This is a genomic window from Providencia sp. 2.29, assembly GCF_015832305.1.
In the GTDB taxonomy this organism is placed as follows: Bacteria; Pseudomonadota; Gammaproteobacteria; order Enterobacterales; family Enterobacteriaceae; genus Providencia; species Providencia stuartii.
On record NZ_CP065420.1, the window covers coordinates 3,567,948 to 3,589,828 of the forward strand.

Consider the following 21,881-nt stretch of genomic DNA (forward strand, 5'->3'; position numbering starts at 1 on the left):
ATTCTAAATGGTTTGGCTAAGTATGCTATCATCGACAGATCATTCGCTTACCAATACCTGAGAGTATATTTATACAAGCGATTTGCTATTAGACTAATTAAGAGAAAATTTACACTGTGATGTTGTCAAAATTAAAACAAGCAAAACATCAACAATATTTAGCGAGTTTACCTAAACTGGCTCAGTCTATTGCTGATGTTAAAACGCTATATAAGACAGAAGATTTTCGTGATGCTCTACTTGAACAAATATCTATTGCTCAACATTGCATCTACATCACTGCGTTATATTTAGAGCAAGATGATGCAGGTAAAGATATTCTTCATGCACTGTATGCCGCTAAGCAAGCGAATCCATCATTAGAGATTAAAATACTTGTTGATTGGCACCGTGCGCAACGAGGAAGAATTGGTGCAGCCGCTAATTCAACGAATGCAGACTGGTACTATGATGTTTCGCAACAATACCCGGACATTGATATCCCTATTTATGGTATTCCTGTGAATACACGGGAAGCCTTAGGTGTCTTGCATCTAAAAGGTTTTATCTTTGATGATACTTTATTGTACAGTGGCGCTAGTATTAATGATGTCTATCTACAGCGCCATGAAAGATATCGCTACGACCGGTATCAGCTGATCAAAAATAAGGCATTAACGACATCAATGAAGACTTATATTGATGATGCCTTACTAAAATCGGATGCGATTCAGCTATTGAATAAGGCAAACAGACCCAAAACCGCCGAATTCAAAAATATCATCAAACAATTCCGTCTTTCACTTAGAGGAAGCTCATATCAATTTAAGGGTAATGCAACTAATGGTGAATTAGCCGTCACGCCTCTAGTTGGTTTAGGCAAAAAAAATGACCTAAACCGAACAATTACCCATCTAATGAGTTCAACACAAAATAAACTCACAATCTGTACCCCTTATTTCAATCTTCCAGCCGTATTAGTTAGGATTATTAGCCGACTATTACGTGAAGGTAAACAGGTGGAAATTATTATTGGTGATAAAACTGCTAATGATTTCTATATTCCCCCTGAAGAGCCATTTAAAATTATTGGGGCTTTGCCGTACCTCTATGAGATTAATCTACGGCGGTTTGTTAGCCGCTTACAAAAATTTGTTGATAGTAAGCAATTAACAATTCGTCTGTGGAAAGATGGTGATAATACTTATCACTTAAAAGGGATGTGGGTTGATAGCCAATGGCAACTTATTACAGGCAATAATCTTAACCCACGAGCGTGGGGATTGGATCTTGAAAATGCGGTTTTAATTCACGACCCAAATCAAGAGATGCAAGAGCAGCGTCAGCATGAACTTGACTGTATTCGCACTCATACAAAAATTGTGAGTCATTATCGTGAATTAGATAGTATCCAAACCTATCCAATCAAAGTGAAAAAACTCATTCGCCGCTTAAGACGAATTAGAGTAGACCGCTTAATCAGTCGTATTTTGTAATTTATCCGTATCTTGTATCTATAAAAAGCGCCACGACTGTGGTGCTTTTTATATTAGACCCGTTGATAAACAAATGAATCTGCTAAAAACATTATTATCTTATTTACTTATTGGCTTAATTTTTACGATAACAGGCTGTTCAGGGGCCCACTGGGCAAATGATAATTGGCAAGGTAAGGATAAGGCACAGCATTTTGCTTTTTCAGCCGCAATGGCGATGGCCGGCAATGCTTATGCTGATAGGCAAAATTGGCAACATCGAGATGCTGCGCAATTTGGCGTTTTATTTTCCATTACCCTAGGAGCAGCAAAAGAGCTGTATGACAGTCGACCTAATGGTACGGGATGGAGCTGGCATGACTTTGCTTATGATGTCGCTGGAGCCGTTGCTGGGTATAGTCTCTATCAATCATTAAAATGAATCCACCGTCATTAATAATGGTGAATCGAAGATAGCATTTGGCGAAATGACGGTTTCATCAAAAGGAATATTATCGCCATAACGCTCTTTTAATTTTTTAATTACCTTGTCTGAAGATAGGTCAAATTCATGTAATTTTTGTAAATGACCAACCTCAATATCAAGGGCACTCTTATAGATCTTCCATACGAGTTCAGAACAATAAATTCTTTCATCACTCCATGAAAAAGTTAAATCATAAGGTTTTGATTGATATGGAATGGCTTTTTGGATAAGTAACGCTTTTTGTTGTTCTGTTAAAGGGTTTTTCAATCTTTTAATGACATATTTATTTGCTACCCCTTGTTTTATCCATTGCTTTAATGGGGTGAATTTAACAACATTAGAAGCTTCATAAACATAGGGGTTATCATTCTTAAACAATATAATGCCCATATGGCTATAAGGCGATCGGGTTGCAGCCTGAATAGCTAGGCTTTGTTCTGAACGTGAAGTATGAAAAATAATATCCCCAGTTTCTGGTTGATATTGGTTATTAGCGAGCGCACTGTTAAAAGAAAATATGATTAATAAACACAGTAACAATGTAATATGCAGTTTGCGCCGCTGTAGTAACTGACGAATACTCAACCAATCCATTTTTTTATTAATACCTATTTAAAGAATCCACAATAAAAAGTGATATTAGATAAAGCAATGCCAATAAACAAGTAAGTCTTGGTGCACTATTTTATATCTAATGGCTCTATCATTTCGTCAATATGGAACAATAACCCAGTGAGCTGTTACTTACTACTTTATATTTGCCAAACCTATTCACCCTACCAATAGCTATCAAAAAAACAGTGAGTGATACCTTTTTCATTAATATCCTTTAAACATTGAAATAGCTAATAATTAATAATAAATTTGATATCCTCACCTCAATACCGGAACATACAAACCTGTGAGCTGTTACTCACTACTTTATATCCACTCAACCTATTCACCCTACCAATAGCTATCAAAAAAACAGTGAGTGATACCTTTTTCATTAATATCCTTTAAACATTGAAATAGCTAATAATTAATAATAAATTTGATATCCTCACCTCAATACCGGAACATACAAACCTGTGAGCTGTTACTCACTACTTTATATCCACTCAATCTATTCACCTTATCAATATCCAGCAAAGAGATTAGTGAGTTATAAATTCCTTGCTAATAATTCATTAACTCATTGAAATAAATAGTTTAGCAACTAACTTGATATCCTGATTAATACCGAAACACACAAATCTGTGAGCTGTTACTTACTACTTTATATTTGCCAAACCTATTCACCTTATCAATGTCCATCAAAAGAAGCGGTAAGTGATAAGTTTTTTACTCATCTGCCCTAATCCATTGGGATAGATAATAATTAACAACATATTTGATACCCTCAATACCTGAACACACAAACCTGTGAGCTGTTACTCACTACTTTATATCCACTAAACCTATTCACCCTATCAATACACAGCAAAAAACAGTGAATGATACCTTTTTTATTAACACCCTCTAACACATTGAAATAGCTAATAATTAGTAATAAATTTGACACTCTCAATACTGGAACACACAAACCTGTGAGCTGTTACTCACTACTTTATATTTACTCAATCTATTCAATGACCAAATAATTTTGTTTAAAGCAGGGCATTATCACTGAAGCTTTAATTCCCCCCTTTAATTAACGCATCAATCATCCTATCAATAACGGTTCATGTAGTGTGCCAAACTCGGTATAGCTGTGCTGTAGAGGGAGAATAACAACCATATTTATGGTTATAGCTAATCAGGGGGAGATATGCTCTGAGATAAAAAGTGGTTAATAAAGTATGAGATGGGGTTTGGGGTTTGGGGTTTGGGGTTTGGGGTTTGGGGTTTGGGGTTTGGGGTTTGGGGTTTGGGGTTTGGGGTTTAATTTTATGATATCGATAATAACCGCCATCAAAATAATGTATCAGCCACCATACCGTGTTTTATGGGATGCGGTGATTTAAATCGTGTGTGGCTGCCTATTCTTGCTAGGCTAAACTTCCCCCCACTATGTAAACAAAACTAAAAGTACAGGCGACTGAATTTGCCAAAATCAGTAAAACTGAAGGGGGGCGTGATGTTCGCAACGGCCTCTCACCGTGAGGCCGCTACCACAAAGTAAGGGATTAAACTTTATCTTCTCCAAACGCAAAAAAGCCACCCATCGGGTGGCTTTCTCACTGATTTGATGTCTGGCAGTTCCCTACTCTCACATGGGGAGACCCCACACTACCATCGGCGCTACGGCGTTTCACTGCTGAGTTCGGCATGGGGTCAGGTGGGACCACCGCGCTATTGCCGCCAGACAAATTCGGTTTCGTTCTCGTTCGCGTCGACACCGCAAACCAGAACTGCAATCTTGAACAAGCTGATTTCTCGCACCACTCTATCTCGTGCACTTCAACAATCGTCTCTCTAAAACACCTTCGGTGTTGTCAGGTTAAGCCTCACGGTTCATTAGTACTGGTTAGCTCAACGTATCGCTACGCTTACACACCCAGCCTATCAACGTCTTCGTCTTAAACGTTCCTTTAGGACCCTTAAAGAGTCAGGGAAGACTCATCTCAAGGCAAGTTTCCCGCTTAGATGCTTTCAGCGGTTATCTCTTCCGCACTTAGCTACCGGGCAGTGCCATTGGCATGACAACCCGAACACCAGCGGTGCGTCCACTCCGGTCCTCTCGTACTAGGAGCAGCCCCTTTCAATCTTCCAACGCCCACGGCAGATAGGGACCGAACTGTCTCACGACGTTCTAAACCCAGCTCGCGTACCACTTTAAATGGCGAACAGCCATACCCTTGGGACCTACTTCAGCCCCAGGATGTGATGAGCCGACATCGAGGTGCCAAACACCGCCGTCGATATGAACTCTTGGGCGGTATCAGCCTGTTATCCCCGGAGTACCTTTTATCCGTTGAGCGATGGCCCTTCCATTCAGAACCACCGGATCACTAAGACCTACTTTCGTACCTGCTCGAGCCGTCACTCTCGCAGTCAAGCTGGCTTATGCCTTTGCACTAACCGCATGATGTCCGACCATGCTTAGCCAACCTTCGTGCTCCTCCGTTACGCTTTGGGAGGAGACCGCCCCAGTCAAACTACCCACCAGACACTGTCCGCACCCCAGATTATGGGGCTACGTTAGAACATCAAACATTAAAGGGTGGTATTTCAAGGTTGGCTCCATGCAGACTGGCGTCCACACTTCAAAGCCTCCCACCTATCCTACACATCAAGGCTCAATGTTCAGTGTCAAGCTATAGTAAAGGTTCACGGGGTCTTTCCGTCTTGCCGCGGGTACACTGCATCTTCACAGCGAGTTCAATTTCACTGAGTCTCGGGTGGAGACAGCCTGGCCATCATTACGCCATTCGTGCAGGTCGGAACTTACCCGACAAGGAATTTCGCTACCTTAGGACCGTTATAGTTACGGCCGCCGTTTACTGGGGCTTCGATCAAGAGCTTCTCCTTACGGATAACCCCATCAATTAACCTTCCAGCACCGGGCAGGCGTCACACCGTATACGTCCACTTTCGTGTTTGCACAGTGCTGTGTTTTTAATAAACAGTTGCAGCCAGCTGGTATCTGCGACTGGCTTCAGCTCCATGGGTAAACCACTTCACCTAATGCCAGCGTGCCTTCTCCCGAAGTTACGGCACCATTTTGCCTAGTTCCTTCACCCGAGTTCTCTCAAGCGCCTGAGTATTCTCTACCTGACCACCTGTGTCGGTTTGGGGTACGATTAATGATAATCTAGAGCTTAGAGGCTTTTCCTGGAAGCGGGGCATGAGCTACTTCGCCACCGTAGTGACTCGTCATCAGACCTCAGTGTATAGCGAACCGGATTTGCCTAATTCACCCACCTACATCCTTAAACCGGGACAACCGTCGCCCGGCCAGCCTAGCCTTCTCCGTCCCCCCATCGCAATTATCACCAGTACAGGAATATTAACCTGTTTCCCATCGACTACGCATTTCTGCCTCGCCTTAGGGGTCGACTCACCCTGCCCCGATTAACGTTGGACAGGAACCCTTGGTCTTCCGGCGTGCGGGTTTTTCACCCGCATTATCGTTACTTATGTCAGCATTCGCACTTCTGATACCTCCAGCATGCCTCGCAGCACACCTTCACAGGCTTACAGAACGCTCCCCTACCCAACAACATTTACATGTCGCTGCCGCAGCTTCGGTGCATGGTTTAGCCCCGTTACATCTTCCGCGCAGGCCGACTCGACCAGTGAGCTATTACGCTTTCTTTAAATGATGGCTGCTTCTAAGCCAACATCCTGGCTGTCTGAGCCTTCCCACTTCGTTTCCCACTTAACCATGACTTTGGGACCTTAGCTGGCGGTCTGGGTTGTTTCCCTCTTCACGACGAACGTTAGCACCCGCCGTGTGTCTCCCGTGATAACATTCTTCGGTATTCGTAGTTTGCATCGGGTTGGTAAGTCGGGATGACCCCCTAGCCGAAACAGTGCTCTACCCCCGAAGATGAGTTCACGAGGCGCTACCTAAATAGCTTTCGGGGAGAACCAGCTATCTCCCGGTTTGATTGGCCTTTCACCCCCAGCCACAAGTCATCCGCTAATTTTTCAACATTAGTCGGTTCGGTCCTCCAGTTAGTGTTACCCAACCTTCAACCTGCCCATGGCTAGATCACCGGGTTTCGGGTCTATACCCTGCAACTCATTCGCCCAGTTAAGACTCGGTTTCCCTACGGCTCCCCTATTCGGTTAACCTTGCTACAGAATATAAGTCGCTGACCCATTATACAAAAGGTACGCAGTCACCCCACCACTAAGCCCCCTTTGCTTGATTTTTTGGGTTGGGCGTCACAAAGGACGTTCCGCCAACCGCCATCAAGTAAGGATGACGCTGTGATGACTCACCACTGGCTTAGTGGTGGGGCTCCCACTGCTTGTACGTACACGGTTTCAGGTTCTATTTCACTCCCCTCGCCGGGGTTCTTTTCGCCTTTCCCTCACGGTACTGGTTCACTATCGGTCAATCAGGAGTATTTAGCCTTGGAGGATGGTCCCCCCATATTCAGACAGGATAACACGTGTCCCGCCCTACTCGTCGAGTTCACAACACCAACACCTTCGGATACGGGGCTATCACCCTTTATTGCCGGCCTTTCCAGACCGTTCTCCTGATGCTGATGCTGATTAAGACTCTGGGCTGCTCCCCGTTCGCTCGCCGCTACTAGGGGAATCTCGGTTGATTTCTTTTCCTCGGGGTACTGAGATGTTTCAGTTCCCCCGGTTCGCCTCGTTTGACTATGGATTCATCAAACGATAGTGCAACGAATTGCACTGGGTTTCCCCATTCGGACATCGTCGGTTATAACGGTTCATATCACCTTACCGACGCTTTTCGCAGATTAGCACGTCCTTCATCGCCTCTGATTGCCTAGGCATCCACCGTGTACGCTTAGTCGCTTAACCTCACAACCCGAAATTGTTTCAACGATCACCTGACTGTCATGGCTGTGCGTGGTGAACTTCTGCGTTGGGCAGTGCTCGCAATGCTCACGTACTCCTGTACGCTGCGCTTGCTGCGCGCTGTCCGCCTTGAATTTCACCCTGCTCGCTCATGCCACTCGTTTGAATGACCGAAAATTTCAGGTTTGAAATTTTGAGAGACTCTCACATTGTTTAAGCGATAAACAATGTGCGTTGTTTCAATTTTCAGCTTGTTCCAGATTGTTAAAGAGCATAATTATTCGCAATAGACTAAAACTAATCTATTCTGAATAATTCAAAAATATTATGGTGGAGCTAAGCGGGATCGAACCGCTGACCTCCTGCGTGCAAGGCAGGCGCTCTCCCAGCTGAGCTATAGCCCCATAACAGGTTTAACAGTATCAATTAATCTCTTTGTAAGTTTCTTTACTTGGAGATCTTTTTTCTTAGGCAAGCACGTTTTTGCTATGCTTAAGTTGGTTAATTTTGTTTAGACTAGGCGTGGATTAGCGACGTTTACAATAAGTAAACGAGCTGAGCCACAACGACGTATTAACAAAATTTGGTAGGCCTGAGTGGACTTGAACCACCGACCTCACCCTTATCAGGGGTGCGCTCTAACCACCTGAGCTACAAGCCTATTGATACCGTTGACTCTTTCATCAGACAATCTGTGTGAACACTTCACAAAAACACTTCAACGGTAAGGAGGTGATCCAACCGCAGGTTCCCCTACGGTTACCTTGTTACGACTTCACCCCAGTCATGGATCACAAAGTGGTAAGCGCCCTCCCGAAGGTTAAGCTACCTACTTCTTTTGCAACCCACTCCCATGGTGTGACGGGCGGTGTGTACAAGGCCCGGGAACGTATTCACCGTAGCATTCTGATCTACGATTACTAGCGATTCCGACTTCATGGAGTCGAGTTGCAGACTCCAATCCGGACTACGACGTACTTTATGAGTTCCGCTTGCTCTCGCGAGGTCGCTTCTCTTTGTATACGCCATTGTAGCACGTGTGTAGCCCTACTCGTAAGGGCCATGATGACTTGACGTCATCCCCACCTTCCTCCGGTTTATCACCGGCAGTCTCCTTTGAGTTCCCGACCGAATCGCTGGCAACAAAGGATAAGGGTTGCGCTCGTTGCGGGACTTAACCCAACATTTCACAACACGAGCTGACGACAGCCATGCAGCACCTGTCTCAGAGTTCCCGAAGGCACTTCAGCATCTCTGCCAAATTCTCTGGATGTCAAGAGTAGGTAAGGTTCTTCGCGTTGCATCGAATTAAACCACATGCTCCACCGCTTGTGCGGGCCCCCGTCAATTCATTTGAGTTTTAACCTTGCGGCCGTACTCCCCAGGCGGTCGATTTAACGCGTTAGCTCCGGAAGCCACTCCTCTAGGGAACAACCTCCAAATCGACATCGTTTACAGCGTGGACTACCAGGGTATCTAATCCTGTTTGCTCCCCACGCTTTCGCACCTGAGCGTCAGTCTTTGTCCAGGGGGCCGCCTTCGCCACCGGTATTCCTCCACATCTCTACGCATTTCACCGCTACACATGGAATTCTACCCCCCTCTACAAGACTCTAGCTAACCAGTCTTAGATGCCATTCCCAGGTTAAGCCCGGGGATTTCACATCTAACTTAATTAACCGCCTGCGTGCGCTTTACGCCCAGTAATTCCGATTAACGCTTGCACCCTCCGTATTACCGCGGCTGCTGGCACGGAGTTAGCCGGTGCTTCTTCTGTCGGTAACGTCAATCGTTGATGGTATTAACATCAACGCCTTCCTCCCGACTGAAAGTACTTTACAACCCTAGGGCCTTCTTCATACACGCGGCATGGCTGCATCAGGCTTGCGCCCATTGTGCAATATTCCCCACTGCTGCCTCCCGTAGGAGTCTGGGCCGTGTCTCAGTCCCAGTGTGGCTGATCATCCTCTCAGACCAGCTAGGGATCGTCGCCTAGGTAAGCCATTACCTTACCTACTAGCTAATCCCATATGGGTTCATCCGACAGCGCAAGGCCCGAAGGTCCCCTGCTTTGCTCCTAAGAGATTATGCGGTATTAGCCACCGTTTCCAGTAGTTATCCCCCTCTATCGGGCAGATCCCCATACATTACTCACCCGTCCGCCGCTCGTCAGCGAGAAGCAAGCTTCCCCTGTTACCGCTCGACTTGCATGTGTTAGGCCTGCCGCCAGCGTTCAATCTGAGCCATGATCAAACTCTTCAATTAAAAGCGTTTGATGCTCAAAGAATTAAACTGACTACATTCTTTCATATATGAATTAACGTGTTAGTCACTCTTCAAGACTTTAAAATCAAATATTTTTTTGATAGTGTCCTGTGAGTGCCCACACAGATTGTCTGATAAATTGTTAAAGAGCGTTGCGACTTTATCTTTCGATATTAACCAGTTAGGTCGTTGTCGCGAGGTGGCGTATATTACGCTTTCCTCATCGAGAGTCAAGCTTTTTTTTCGCTTATTCTTTTCAGAATCTCTCGCCTGCCTTCGTTAGCCTGTTGGGCTTGCCATCACATTCAGTGTCGGCTCATCGTCGGTCAGTGGAGGCGCATTATAGGGAGTCAGAAAATTCTGGCAAGTGTTTTTTGAAAAAAAATTATCACTTGGTCAAATATCACTCACAAAGCCTATTTTTTGATACTTTTTACTACTTTTGGTAGCTCTGCGATACTTTCAATCACCATATCGGCATTCGCAATCGCTTCTTCTGATACCGCTTCACCACTTTTCACTAGAATAGTTGTACCCACTTTTGCTGCTTTCCCTGCTTGCATGTCTGCTAATTTATCTCCCACCATTATAGAAGATGCCATATCTATATTAAGAAATGATTGAGCATCTAGCAGCATGCCGGGTTTAGGTTTACGACAATCGCAATCTTGACGATACTCTTTATCTTTAGCTTCTGGGTGATGAGGGCAAAAATAGATGCCATCCAGATCAACACCGCGGTCGGCTAATGACCAATCCATCCATTCTGTCAGTTGCATAAAACTATCTTCAGAATAGATCCCTCTACCGATGCCTGATTGGTTCGTCACTACGACAAGCGCGTAACCCATTTTCTTTAACTCAGCCATGGCTTCAATGGCACCTTCAATAAATTGAAAGTCATCTATTTTGTGTACATAGCCGTGATCAATATTGATTGTACCGTCTCTATCTAAAAAGATTGCTGGTATGCCTTTACTCACCGATTTACTCCTCAAACTAAATGAGTTTTAAGTATCTCATGAAAAGAAAATAAATGAGAATAGAATAAATAAACCAAACCTTGTTGACTTAGACGTCTAGACGCCTTAACATCCAACCATATTAGATTTAGACATCTAAAAATTGATTCCTATATACTTAGAAGAAATAAATGATAAAGCTCTCAAATATTAATAAAGTTTTCCAGCAAGGAAGCCGTAACATTCAGGCACTTACAGATATTAGCCTGCATGTTCCTGCTGGACAGATCTATGGTGTTATCGGTGCTTCTGGCGCGGGTAAAAGTACGCTAATCCGTTGTGTAAATATGCTTGAACGCCCAACCTCTGGGCAAGTTATCGTTGACGGTCAAGATTTAACGGCTTTACCTGAAAAATCTTTGACGAGAGCACGTCGTGGTATTGGCATGATCTTTCAACATTTTAATTTGCTATCTTCTAGGAACGTATTTGATAACGTGGCACTGCCACTTGAGCTAGATAATACGCCTAAAGATAAAATTAAAGCGCGTGTTAGCGAATTACTGGATCTTGTTGGCCTAACAGAGAAAAAAGATGCTTATCCCGCGAATCTTTCGGGAGGGCAAAAGCAGCGTGTAGCAATCGCGCGTGCATTAGCCAACTCGCCAAAAGTTTTATTATGTGATGAAGCTACGAGTGCACTGGATCCTGCGACAACACGCTCCATCTTAGAGTTACTCAAAGATATAAACCGCCGTTTAGGGCTAACTATTCTCTTAATCACCCATGAAATGGATGTGGTGAAGAATATTTGTGACCAAGTCGCTGTCATTAGTGGCGGTCAGTTGATTGAACAAGATAAAGTAAGTGAGGTTTTCTCTCATCCTAAAACGCCTGTGGCACAAGAGTTTATTAAATCAACGTTGGTCATTGATATTCCTGATGACTATAAAGAACGACTCAAAAATGAACCAGCAGCAGATTTATCGCCTTTATTGAAGTTAGAATTCACAGGGCAATCTGTTGATGCACCACTAATTTCTATGGCTGTTCGTAAATTTGACATCGATATCAATATATTAAGTTCACAAATTGACTATGCTGGTGGCGTAAAATTTGGCGTCATGCTCGCTGAATTACATGGGGTTAATGGCGGTGTTGAAGCAACCATTGAATTTTTGAAAGAGCATCATGTCAAAGTAGAGGTTTTGGGTTATGTCTGATGGAATGATTTCACTGCTTATATCGGGAACGATTGATACTATTATTATGACTTTCGTTTCGGCGATCCTCGGTTTTATCATGGGCGTACCTACAGGGGTTCTACTCTATGTGACTCGCCGAGGGCAAGTCATGGAAAATACGGCTCTTTATGCGGTGATCTCGGCTATAGTGAACATTTTCCGTTCAATACCATTTATTATTCTATTAGTCTGGATAAGCCCGTTTACCAAGTTTTTAGTCGGCTCAGCAATCGGCATTGAAGGTGCTATTGTTCCCCTTACTGTTGGTGCAATCCCTTTTATTGCTCGTATGGTTGAAAATACCTTATTAGAAGTACCAAGTGGTTTGATTGAAGCATCCAGAGCTATGGGCGCTACACCACTGCAAATTATTCAAAAGGTTCTATTACCTGAGTCTTTACCTGGGATCATCAACGCTGCAACGATCACCTTAATTATGCTGGTTGGGTATTCTGCAATGGGCGGTGCTGTCGGTTCAGGTGGCCTAGGCCAAATAGCAATGCAGTATGGTTATTACAGTTATAATCCATTAGTGATGAATACCGTACTTGTCCTGTTAGTCATCTTAGTTTTCGCCATTCAATTTACTGGTGAATACTTAATGAAAAAAGTGTCACATAAATAGTCCGTAAAATAGCAGCGCCGTTATTAAGGTGCTATAAAGAAAAGCATTTAAGGGGTATATCTATGTCTATTAAGTTGAAATCTATCGCAGTTGTCGGCGCGCTATTAGGATCATTAGTTCTAGTGGGTTGTGGCGAAAAAGAAAAAGATCCCAATAGCATCAAAGTCGGTGTTATTATGGGGAAAGAGCTAGAAGTTGCTGAAGTTGCACAAAAAGTAGCAAAAGAAAAATATGGTTTGAATGTGGAACTGGTTGCGTTTAATGACTTTGTTCTACCAAACGAAACCTTAAGCAAAGGTGATCTTGATGCCAACGCATTCCAACACAAACCGTATCTTGATCAGCAAATTAAAGATCGTAACTATAAATTAGTGCCTGTAGGTAATACATTTATCTACCCAATCGCGGCATACTCTAAACAAATTAAATCAGTTGATGAACTTGCCGATGGCTCACAAATTGCGTTGCCTAACGATCCAACTAACTTAGGTCGTTCACTACTTCTGCTGGAAAAACAAGGCTTAATTAAACTGAAAGAAGGTACTGGTTTAATGCCGACCGCTTTGGATGTGGTCGAAAACCCTAAGAACTTGAAATTTGTTGAATTAGAAGCACCACAATTGCCACGTGCATTGGATGATAAAAAAATTGCTCTGGCCATCATCAACACAACTTGGGCGAGCAGCGCAACGCCTAAACTGACGCCAGCAAAAGATGGTTTATTTGTAGAAGATAAAGATTCTCCTTATGTCAACATTATTGTGACTCGTGACGATAATAAAGATAATGAGAATGTGAAGAAGTTTGTTCAAGCATATCAATCAGATGAAGTTGCTAAGAAGGCAGATGAAGTCTTTGATGGTGGTGCAGTTAAAGGCTGGTAATCTTTTTTATTAGTAAAAAAGCGATTAATATACTAGGTGGTCAGTGCCACCTAGTATTTTTTGTATTATATAAAGACAACACATAGCAAATATCATTTTCCCAATACCTATAAGACTATAAGATTAAAAAAGGAAAAACTTATGAGATTGTTATTGCTCACCCTAGCAACTTTTGTTCTCGCTGGGTGTGGAATGAATCAATACATTCATCAGGGTCCAAATAAAGGCTTCACAAGTATGAAGCTTTCAAAACCAGTACCAAAAACAGACACCAAACCTAGCACGACAAATGTAAAACTCATGAACAGCCCTGAAGAGCTATTGGGAATGCCATTTAAAGATTTAGGTGTTGTTTCAGGTCAATCATGTCGTGAAAGCCTTCAAAGCCCACCAGCAAATCTGAATACTGCGAAGAAAAGTATGTTAACCAAAGCAGCGTATATCGCCGCCGATGCTGTTGTATTGCATCAATGCCAAACAATGGCTTCTCCTGGTTGCTACCAAGCAACGATTTGTGAAGGTAGTGCGATAAAAATTGTCGAATAAATACCTAATGAAATCGTTCGAATGTAATGTAATTGGGCATATTGAATCCCCCTATAAGGAAAAATTTGCCATCCCACGCCAACCTGGACTTGTTCCAGGTGGCTCGGGGCGATTGCATTTGCATCCTCCCTATAATGATCCTAATTCGATTAGAGGTTTAGACCAGTTCAGCCATATTTGGGTACTATTTGTTTTCCACCAAACCATGCAAGGGGGGTGGAAACCACTAGTGCGCCCTCCTCGGCTTGGTGGTAATGAGAAAATGGGCGTTTTCGCTACACGCTCAACCTTTAGACCAAACCCAATTGGCATGTCATTAATTGAATTAAAAGGAATAAGCCAAAATAATAATCAAATTATTTTGGAGTTAGGGAGTTTAGATTTAGTTGATGGCACTCCAGTCATTGATATCAAACCATACTTACCTTTTGCTGAAGCTATCCCTACAGCGCAGGCTGGTTTTGCTCAAGATGCCCCGGCGGATGATATGCAAGTGATTTTTCATCCCCAAGTTCAGCAAGATTTATTAAAATACCAAACAAGCTACCCTGGGATCGCGCAATTTATACAGCAAGTTCTCATGCAAGATCCACGTCCAGCCTACAAGAAACAGGCTATGACTGAAGAGCGTAACTATGCTGTGCATTTACTCGATTTTAATGTGCGTTGGAGAGTGCTCAATAATATAACAGAAGTGTTCGCCATCGAACCTTATGAAAAAATCGACTAACCCCTTTTGGCAAAGCACGGTCACTGGTAGACTAGCTGTTTTATCATGCTGCTTTTGCAGCCTAGATTAAGTTGGCAAGAACATTTTTGCCATCACCCGTTGTTCTAATGGAACCTATACAATGCGTACTAGCAAATATCTGCTCTCAACACTAAAAGAGACTCCTGCAGATGCCGAAGTGATCAGTCACCAATTGATGCTTCGTGCAGGAATGATCCGTAAACTTGCATCTGGCCTTTATGACTGGTTACCGACTGGTGTCCGTGTTCTGCGTAAAGTCGAAAACATTGTCCGTGAAGAAATGGAAAATGCGGGCTCAATTGAAGTGTCTTTGCCCGTTGTTCAACCCGCTGATTTGTGGCAAGAGAGTGGTCGCTGGGAGCAGTATGGTCCTGAATTACTGCGTTTCGCTGATCGTGGCGAGCGCCCTTTCGTTTTAGGTCCAACCCATGAAGAAGTCATTACTGATTTAGTGCGTAATGAAATTACTTCATACAAACAGCTACCACTGAATTTATTCCAAATTCAGACAAAATTCCGTGATGAAGTGCGCCCACGTTTCGGTATCATGCGCTCACGTGAATTTATTATGAAAGATGCTTACTCTTTCCATACATCGCAAGAATCATTGCAAGAAACCTATGATGCAATGTATGAAGCCTACAGCAAAATCTTTACTCGTATCGGTTTTGATTTCCGTGCTGTACAAGCTGACACAGGCTCAATTGGGGGCAGTACTTCTCACGAATTCCAAGTGCTTGCGCAAAGCGGTGAAGACGATATCGTATTCTCTACAGGCTCTGATTTCGCAGCAAATATTGAGCTGGCTGAAGCCATCACTCCGCTAACACCACGTTCAGCGCCAACAGAAGAAATGCGCCTTGTCGATACACCAAACGCAAAAACTATTGCGGAGTTGGTGGAGCAATTCGGTTTGCCTATCGAAAAAACCGTTAAAACACTCATTGTTAGAGCTAAAAAAGAGTCTGGGCACACATTAGTTGCCTTATTAATTCGTGGCGATCATGAATTAAACGAAGTTAAAGCGGAAAAACACCCATGGATCTCTAGCCCATTAGAGTTTGCATCTGAAGAAGAAATCAAAGCGGCAGTTAAAGCAGCACCGGGCTCATTAGGCCCTGTCAATATGCCTCTGCCAATGGTGATTGACCGTAGTGTTGCCGTAATGAGTGACTTTAGTGCAGGTGCCAATATCGATGGCAAACACTACTTTGGTATCAACTGGGAACGTGATTTAGCACAACCTGAAACGTTCGATTTACGCAATGTTGTTGAAGGGGATCCAAGCCCAGACGGCAAAGGCACATTGCTGATTAAGCGTGGTATTGAAGTAGGGCATATCTTCCAACTGGGGACTAAGTATTCAGAAGCGATGAAAGCTTCAGTACAAAATGAAGAAGGTCATAATCAAATCGTAACCATGGGTTGCTATGGTATTGGTGTTACGCGTATTGTTGCAGCGGCAATTGAACAGAGCCACGATGAGCGTGGTATCATTTGGCCAGATGCGATTGCGCCATTCCATGTTGCGATCCTGCCGATGAATATGCACAAATCTTATCGAGTCAAAGAAGTCGCGGAAAAACTGTATGCTGACTTAAAAGCACAAGGTATTGACGTTATTTTTGATGACCGTAAAGAGCGCCCAGGCGTTATGTTTGCTGATATGGAGCTTATCGGTGTTCCATACACCATTGTTATTGGCGACCGTAACTTAGACAATAATCAAGTTGAATATAAAGCTCGCCGTAATGATGAAAAAGCCCTTATCGGTCTTGATAATGTTGTCAGTTTCTTAAAAGAGAAGCTCGCAAATACTGTGCGCTAATCCTTCCTGCCCAACCTATTACCTGATAGGTTGGGCATATTTATGATAAATCTAAATACGAACCAAGTAAAAACCCCTTCTCAGCAATAGCCGCTTTTAAGTTTTTTGACGTTAAAACGTCTAACTCTTTTACTCGGGAATACACATAGCCGCTATTTAATAATTCATTATCAATAAATGCGGGATGGCACATTATTTCGAGTGAACGCTCCCCTCGTTGCTTTGCCTTATGGAGTATTTCTAAAAAAAGCGACTCTGATATGCTATTTGGCTCCCCATAAAAGTCAGCGGAAAACGCATCTGTTGTACGTACTTGAGTATTTTTTATTTTATTGTGGTAACCGACCCGTAATGCTATCCCTTTTTGATTGGCGAAATCGACCATTAAAGGATAAAGGGACGCCATCATATGTACATGATGATGGCTATCAATGTGGCTGGGGGGTTTACCAAAAATATCAATAAACTGATTATATTGGCAGTGTAGCTCTTGCACTATTTCGGCTATAGGAAGTTGATCTGATTTTTCCATCTCCCATATCCACTTCCCTAATATACCGTTACGCACAAGCGAAGGCATTGGCGAACACGGTTTCCCCATTGTAAGGACAAAATGCATTCCTACAGCCAATAATGGCTGCTCTGTGGCTAATTGTGCCGCATGTTGGATACTAGGCATATTTACCATGGCCGTAGTTGATGTCACAATACCATTTCGATGAGCCTCTAAGATCCCATAATTGACCGACTTACATAAGCCAAAATCATCTGCGTTCACAATAAGTAAACTCGTCATACTGCAATGCCATTAAGATGGGGTTTATTCGCACTCCCCTCTTCTTCAAGATATTTAATTACCTTAGAAAAATTCGGTAAATAATGTTTATGGGCTAAAAGAAGTGCTTTAGCCATATCCCGAGCATCATTGTCTGAATGAACTAAAGGATTTAAGTTCATTGCTAATAAAAGCTCATTAAAATCGCCACTCACTGCCGCTTGGCTCGCGGCTATTTCAAATTCTTTGATGCTATAAATTAAGCCGAGAACTTTTTCATCGAACTGAGTCACTCTTTCGTGCGGTGTAACGCCATTACGCCCTAATTTACAGGTCATTTCGACAACCCAATTTGCAGGGATATTACTAATATGGCCGTTATGGGGAATATTCACATAATGCTCGGTCTGCTTGTCATTATACAGTGCATTTATCACTTCACAGGCGGCATCTGAATAATAAGCTCCCCCCCGCAATTCAAGCTGTTTTGGTTTAATTTTTAATTCGGGATCTTGGTATAATTCAAAAAGCTCTTTTTCAATTTTTTGTACAACTTGCGCTCTGGTGCCTTCTTTATAGAATTCCGCCATTTCAATCGCGAGCATTTCTTTATACTTAAAATAGTACTGTAAGTATGAGCATGGAATTAATTTCAAGGCCTTCAATAACCCACTATCAAAGGGTAAACCTGTAATATTTTTTACCGAGCTTGCTTTATAAGCTTTCGAAATAATGCCATTAAGTACTTCATCAAAGCGAGACACGCCGTCGACAAAAATGTCTTTGACAAATACCATATGATTTAAACCAAAAAGCGTTATCGACAAATTATTTTTTTTTGTTAAACCGAGCACATCCGTAATAAACATTTTCAGGCCAATTGGAATATTACAAACGCCTATAAAACGTCTAAATTGCGTATGCCGGTATACTGCTTCGGTTATCATTCCTGCTGGATTGGTAAAATTAATCACCCAGGCTTGGGGGCAGAGAGCTTCAATATCTTTAAGGATCTCAAAAATTACCGGAATGGTACGTAACCCTTTAAATAAGCCTCCCACTCCATTCGTTTCTTGCCCTAAGTATCCATATTGTAATGGTATTACTTCATCTTTCTCTCTCGCTTTTAATAACCCGACACGTAGCTGTGTCGTCACAAAATCAGCATCCTTTAGTGCAGCTTTGCGGTCTAATGTTTTATAGAGTTTTAACGGTATATTGGCATTTTTTATCATGCGCAACCCTAGCTCATAAATGATATCGAGTTTTTCTTTTCCTTCTTCAATATCAACCAGCCAAAGTTCACTAATCGGTAGTTCATGATAACGTTTAATAAAACCATCTATTAATTCAGGAGTGTAACTGCTTCCACCACCAATAGTGACGACTTTTAATTTATGCACCATATTAACACCTACCTATTTTATTAATAAACATTGGCTATCATTTTCACTGGATATCTTTAATAAAAACTTGACTGTAGGCTTTTTCTATATTCACTTGGTGTTAATGATGTCGCCTCTTTAAATTTTTTCACAAATAAACTAGGGCTACTGTAACCTGATTCAAATGCAATATCAGTGATTGAATAATTTGTAATTTCTAGCTGTTTTTTAGCAAAATTAATTCTAATTTCATTAATGATTTGCATTGGCGTTTTTCCGCAATAGCGCTTTGTGGCACGAGTTAAATACTCTTGTGACTTCCCTGTTATTGTCACCATATTTTCTAACGCATTTTCATTAAACATTGCAATTTCATGCATTTCTTCAATCGTGTTTTTTAGCCATTGTGGCGTATCATCATAGACTTTGCTTTCTCTATAATGACGTAGTCTATTGACCACATTAAAGGTTACTACCTCAATAAACTCATTAAATTCACTATCAAGAAAGTTTAATGACGCAATCACTGATTCTATATAAGCCATAAATTCATTTTTTAATGGGTAGGCTTGAGAGGCAACAAAAAATGATGGTAATAAGGGTGAAAAATATTTTTCGAAGAATGACTTTCTTATACCAACATTTAAAATTCTTGTTGCTCCAAAGTCATAGAAACTTTCATGATGAGAGCCAATTGGCAGAAAAACAAAATTCCCTCGTTCAAGCAATACTTTTCTGCCATTAATTTTTTGATAATAACGCCCTGTTAGGACAATCGTATATTCATAATAATCATGCTGATGCAGCCCTGTTGCACTTTCTGTTTTATTATAAATAACAACATGGAAATCCTTGTCATTAAATATATCATTCTCATAGACCATTTTAATCTCTATATTTGAGTTATTAACATTTAGTGTCGGCTGCATCATCATCCCCTTTATTTAATTTATTTTTTTATGGACTTCGATTAACTCCGTGATCAATTCACGAGCAAGTATCGTATTCATTAAGTGATCTTGAGCATGAACAAGTATTAAACTCACTTTAATTTTGCCTTCCCCCATATCCGTCTCTATCATTTTTGTCTGCACTTTATGGGCTTCAGTTAAGGCTTCTTTTGAATCTTCCATTAGCTCCATCGCCTCAACAAACTTGCCTTCCTTGGCATAAGTTAACGCTTTATAAGCGAGGCTTCTTGCCCTACCAGAATTAATGATTAACCCCATCACTACTTCTTCCAGACTGTCAGCAGAGAGTGTTCCATTACTATCTATGTCAATCATAACTTCCCCATTTATTATTCATTTTTAATATATTTAAAACTTCAATGCATTTTTGATCTCTTCTTCACTTTCCGTATTATTTGCAATAGTTTGCGCCTTATTAGAAATAATAACGAAAGGTAAATAAACAAGAACGGAAATACCAAGGTTAAACAGTGCTAAAAATAAAGCAGAAATATTACCATTTGTGTTAAAGAATGCGCCTAATCCTGTTGGCATAGTCCATGGACCTATATTCGTAATCGGCGGAATAATACCTATATAATAGGCAATCACCGTGATTGCGGCTAACAGAGGTTGAATAATGATAAATGGAATAAAAAGGATTGGGTTCATGATCACAGGGATCCCAAATATAATTGGTTCATTAATTTGAAATATCCCCGCTGGTAACCCTAATTTAGCGACCTGCCGATAATCTGCTCGCCGTGAGGCTATAAATATGGCAATAATTAATCCAAGCGTAGCGCCTGTTCCACCAAGGAAAACATAGGAGTCTAATAAAGGTTTTGCCCACAGATGAAATGTCTGCCCCGCTTCAATCGCATCATTAACCGAACCATATTGATTATATAACGCGACATTTTCTAGCGCCCAAGGCGTCATAATCCCTGAGTCTAGTGCTGTAAGAGCCAAAGCACCATGAATACCAAAGAACCATAATAGTGAGGTGAAAATCGTATACGCCCAACCGACAACCCCTCCCAGAGAAGCTAATGGGGTTGAGATCGTATCCATAATAAATTGATGGAAGTGAGTCGCTTGCCCTGCTAGCACCCATGCAATAATCCCTACCACTAATAGTATCAAGAAACCTGGCACTAATGCAGAAAAGGAGCGGCTAACTGCTGGCGGTACTGTATCCGGTAATGTAATTACCCAGTTACGGCGGACAATAAAGGTAAAAGCTTCAGCAATAACTAAGCCAATGATAATACCTGAAATAATATTTGCGCCACCTAGCCAATTCGCACCGATAGCATAGGCACCATTCACATCAAATGGTGTAACAGCCACAAAGGCTGCTATCGCAATAATTCCTGCCGCTATAGAGTCCACTTTGCGTTCTTCAGCGAGAGCCATAGCAATAAAAAAAGGCGTCATTAAAGACATAATCCCTAATGTACCGTTATATAACATTACCGCCGATGCCTTTAAACTTATTAATGAACTCTATTGTTTCTGGTGATAGACGAACACCTAATGAATAGAAAAACGACCCTTCATTAAAACTCAGAAAAACGTTATTAATCAAAACAAACATTGCCCCAATTAACACTAATGGCATTAATCTAATAAAACCATTTTTTATTGCATTGATATGAGGTTGATTACCCAATTTTAATGCGATCGGAAGCAATACTTTTTCAAGAGAAGAGAGCATATGATCCATAGAATATCCTTAGATACTTTAATCACATATCTTGTTTGTATGCATAAGACGACCATAGCAAATAGATAAATAACTGAAGTTGTAACAAACTATAATTGATTAACGTGATTTATTTTTTATTGATGCGACCGCTGCTTTTAAAACACCTAAGCCATCAACTTTTCCATATAAAACCGAATCAATAACTTCAACATTTTTAGTTGGCAGTAAACGCTGGATTTCGGAATGCTTCCAAGCAATTTGAGGACCAAGTAAAACGAGATCTGCATCATTCCCTTTTTGGAGGACAAGCGTTTCAGAAAAAGCTTCTATAATAACGGGAACCTCATACTTTTCAGCTTGTTGCCTCATTTTAGAGACAAGTAGTGAGGTTGACATCCCAGCGGAACAAAACAAGTAAATAAGCTTCTTTTCCACAGTAATCCTCTCAATCATATCGTTCACTTAAAATACCTACCTCTCGCATCAGATATTTTTACGTTTTTTTGTTATCTAAATTCAGCTTGCGTCATTCGCGAGTTGCTTTTAGT

General features: G+C 41.8%; 15 protein-coding genes, 2 tRNA genes, 3 rRNA genes and 1 pseudogene. 8 read left to right on the top strand and 13 right to left on the bottom strand.

The window, feature by feature from the left end:
- The first annotated feature begins 119 nt into the window (after window positions 1–119).
- Both pssA and I3B46_RS16860 read left to right on the top strand, forming a co-directional pair.
- Entirely contained in the window at window positions 120–1,475 is a 1,356-nt protein-coding gene (gene pssA, locus I3B46_RS16855; RefSeq protein ID WP_004917572.1) for a CDP-diacylglycerol--serine O-phosphatidyltransferase, read from the top strand.
- 73 nt (window positions 1,476–1,548) lie between these two features.
- Window positions 1,549–1,896, top strand: coding sequence for a YfiM family lipoprotein (locus tag I3B46_RS16860; protein ID WP_014657697.1), 348 nt, complete (start codon window positions 1,549–1,551; stop codon window positions 1,894–1,896).
- On the opposite strand, the gene I3B46_RS16865 is transcribed toward I3B46_RS16860, so the two are convergent.
- The 7 genes from I3B46_RS16865 to gmhB form a co-directional block, all read right to left on the bottom strand.
- Window positions 1,888–2,535: a YiiX family permuted papain-like enzyme gene (locus I3B46_RS16865; RefSeq protein WP_163762160.1), complete on the bottom strand. Its 648-nt coding sequence runs from the start codon at window positions 2,533–2,535 to the stop codon at window positions 1,888–1,890. The genes I3B46_RS16860 and I3B46_RS16865 overlap by 9 nt on opposite strands.
- A 1,617-nt stretch (window positions 2,536–4,152) precedes the next feature.
- Window positions 4,153–4,268 (bottom strand): 5S ribosomal RNA (gene rrf / locus I3B46_RS16870).
- 130 nt (window positions 4,269–4,398) lie between these two features.
- A 23S ribosomal RNA gene (locus I3B46_RS16875) occupies window positions 4,399–7,410 on the bottom strand.
- Between the two features lie 325 nt (window positions 7,411–7,735).
- Window positions 7,736–7,811, bottom strand: a tRNA-Ala gene (locus I3B46_RS16880).
- Between the two features lie 180 nt (window positions 7,812–7,991).
- A tRNA-Ile gene (locus tag I3B46_RS16885) sits at window positions 7,992–8,068 on the bottom strand.
- Between the two features lie 64 nt (window positions 8,069–8,132).
- A 16S ribosomal RNA gene (locus I3B46_RS16890) occupies window positions 8,133–9,672 on the bottom strand.
- Together the 16S, 23S and 5S rRNA genes with 2 tRNA genes alongside form the textbook arrangement of a ribosomal RNA operon.
- Before the next feature lie 416 nt (window positions 9,673–10,088).
- The gene (gmhB, locus tag I3B46_RS16895) at window positions 10,089–10,655 is read right to left on the bottom strand and encodes a D-glycero-beta-D-manno-heptose 1,7-bisphosphate 7-phosphatase (RefSeq protein ID WP_004916695.1); all 567 of its coding nucleotides are present in this window, start codon (window positions 10,653–10,655) and stop codon (window positions 10,089–10,091) included.
- A gap of 170 nt (window positions 10,656–10,825) precedes the next feature.
- On the opposite strand from gmhB, the gene metN reads away from it, so the two are divergent.
- From metN to proS, 6 genes are all read left to right on the top strand, one after another.
- Window positions 10,826–11,857, top strand: coding sequence for a methionine ABC transporter ATP-binding protein MetN (metN, locus tag I3B46_RS16900; RefSeq protein WP_004916698.1), 1,032 nt, complete (start codon window positions 10,826–10,828; stop codon window positions 11,855–11,857).
- On the top strand, window positions 11,850–12,503 hold the full coding sequence (gene metI / locus I3B46_RS16905) for a methionine ABC transporter permease MetI (protein ID WP_004916702.1): 654 nt from the start codon (window positions 11,850–11,852) through the stop codon (window positions 12,501–12,503). The genes metN and metI overlap by 8 nt, the downstream gene beginning before the upstream one ends.
- A gap of 62 nt (window positions 12,504–12,565) precedes the next feature.
- Complete coding sequence (locus tag I3B46_RS16910; RefSeq protein ID WP_004916705.1) at window positions 12,566–13,387, top strand: MetQ/NlpA family lipoprotein; 822 nt, start codon at window positions 12,566–12,568, stop codon at window positions 13,385–13,387.
- A gap of 141 nt (window positions 13,388–13,528) precedes the next feature.
- On the top strand, window positions 13,529–13,933 hold the full coding sequence (gene rcsF, locus I3B46_RS16915; protein WP_004916709.1) for an Rcs stress response system protein RcsF: 405 nt from the start codon (window positions 13,529–13,531) through the stop codon (window positions 13,931–13,933).
- A 7-nt stretch (window positions 13,934–13,940) separates the two neighbouring features.
- Window positions 13,941–14,663, top strand: coding sequence for a tRNA (N6-threonylcarbamoyladenosine(37)-N6)-methyltransferase TrmO (tsaA, locus tag I3B46_RS16920; RefSeq protein WP_060560934.1), 723 nt, complete (start codon window positions 13,941–13,943; stop codon window positions 14,661–14,663).
- 121 nt (window positions 14,664–14,784) lie between these two features.
- On the top strand, window positions 14,785–16,512 hold the full coding sequence (gene proS / locus I3B46_RS16925; RefSeq protein WP_163762161.1) for a proline--tRNA ligase: 1,728 nt from the start codon (window positions 14,785–14,787) through the stop codon (window positions 16,510–16,512).
- A gap of 40 nt (window positions 16,513–16,552) precedes the next feature.
- Here the strand turns inward: proS and chbG are convergent, their stop codons facing one another.
- The 6 genes and pseudogenes from chbG to I3B46_RS16955 all read right to left on the bottom strand — a co-directional run bounded on the left by chbG (window position 16,553) and on the right by I3B46_RS16955 (window position 21,768).
- Window positions 16,553–17,308: a chitin disaccharide deacetylase gene (gene chbG, locus I3B46_RS16930; protein WP_072502894.1), complete on the bottom strand. Its 756-nt coding sequence runs from the start codon at window positions 17,306–17,308 to the stop codon at window positions 16,553–16,555.
- Entirely contained in the window at window positions 17,305–18,693 is a 1,389-nt protein-coding gene (locus tag I3B46_RS16935) for a 6-phospho-beta-glucosidase (protein WP_154598844.1), read from the bottom strand. Before I3B46_RS16935 ends, chbG begins: the two co-directional genes overlap by 4 nt.
- 56 nt (window positions 18,694–18,749) lie before the next feature.
- Complete coding sequence (gene chbR / locus I3B46_RS16940; RefSeq protein ID WP_432653048.1) at window positions 18,750–19,601, bottom strand: transcriptional regulator ChbR; 852 nt, start codon at window positions 19,599–19,601, stop codon at window positions 18,750–18,752.
- Between the two features lie 15 nt (window positions 19,602–19,616).
- Window positions 19,617–19,958 carry a PTS N,N'-diacetylchitobiose transporter subunit IIA gene (gene chbA / locus I3B46_RS16945; protein ID WP_004916722.1) on the bottom strand — a complete coding sequence of 114 codons (342 nt, stop codon included), beginning with the start codon at window positions 19,956–19,958 and terminating at the stop codon, window positions 19,617–19,619.
- A gap of 33 nt (window positions 19,959–19,991) precedes the next feature.
- A pseudogene (chbC, locus tag I3B46_RS16950) lies at window positions 19,992–21,351 on the bottom strand (PTS N,N'-diacetylchitobiose transporter subunit IIC).
- A gap of 99 nt (window positions 21,352–21,450) precedes the next feature.
- A complete protein-coding gene (locus tag I3B46_RS16955; RefSeq protein WP_036944146.1) occupies window positions 21,451–21,768 on the bottom strand; it encodes a PTS sugar transporter subunit IIB in 318 nt (105 codons plus the stop codon).
- Window positions 21,769–21,881 lie beyond the last annotated feature (113 nt).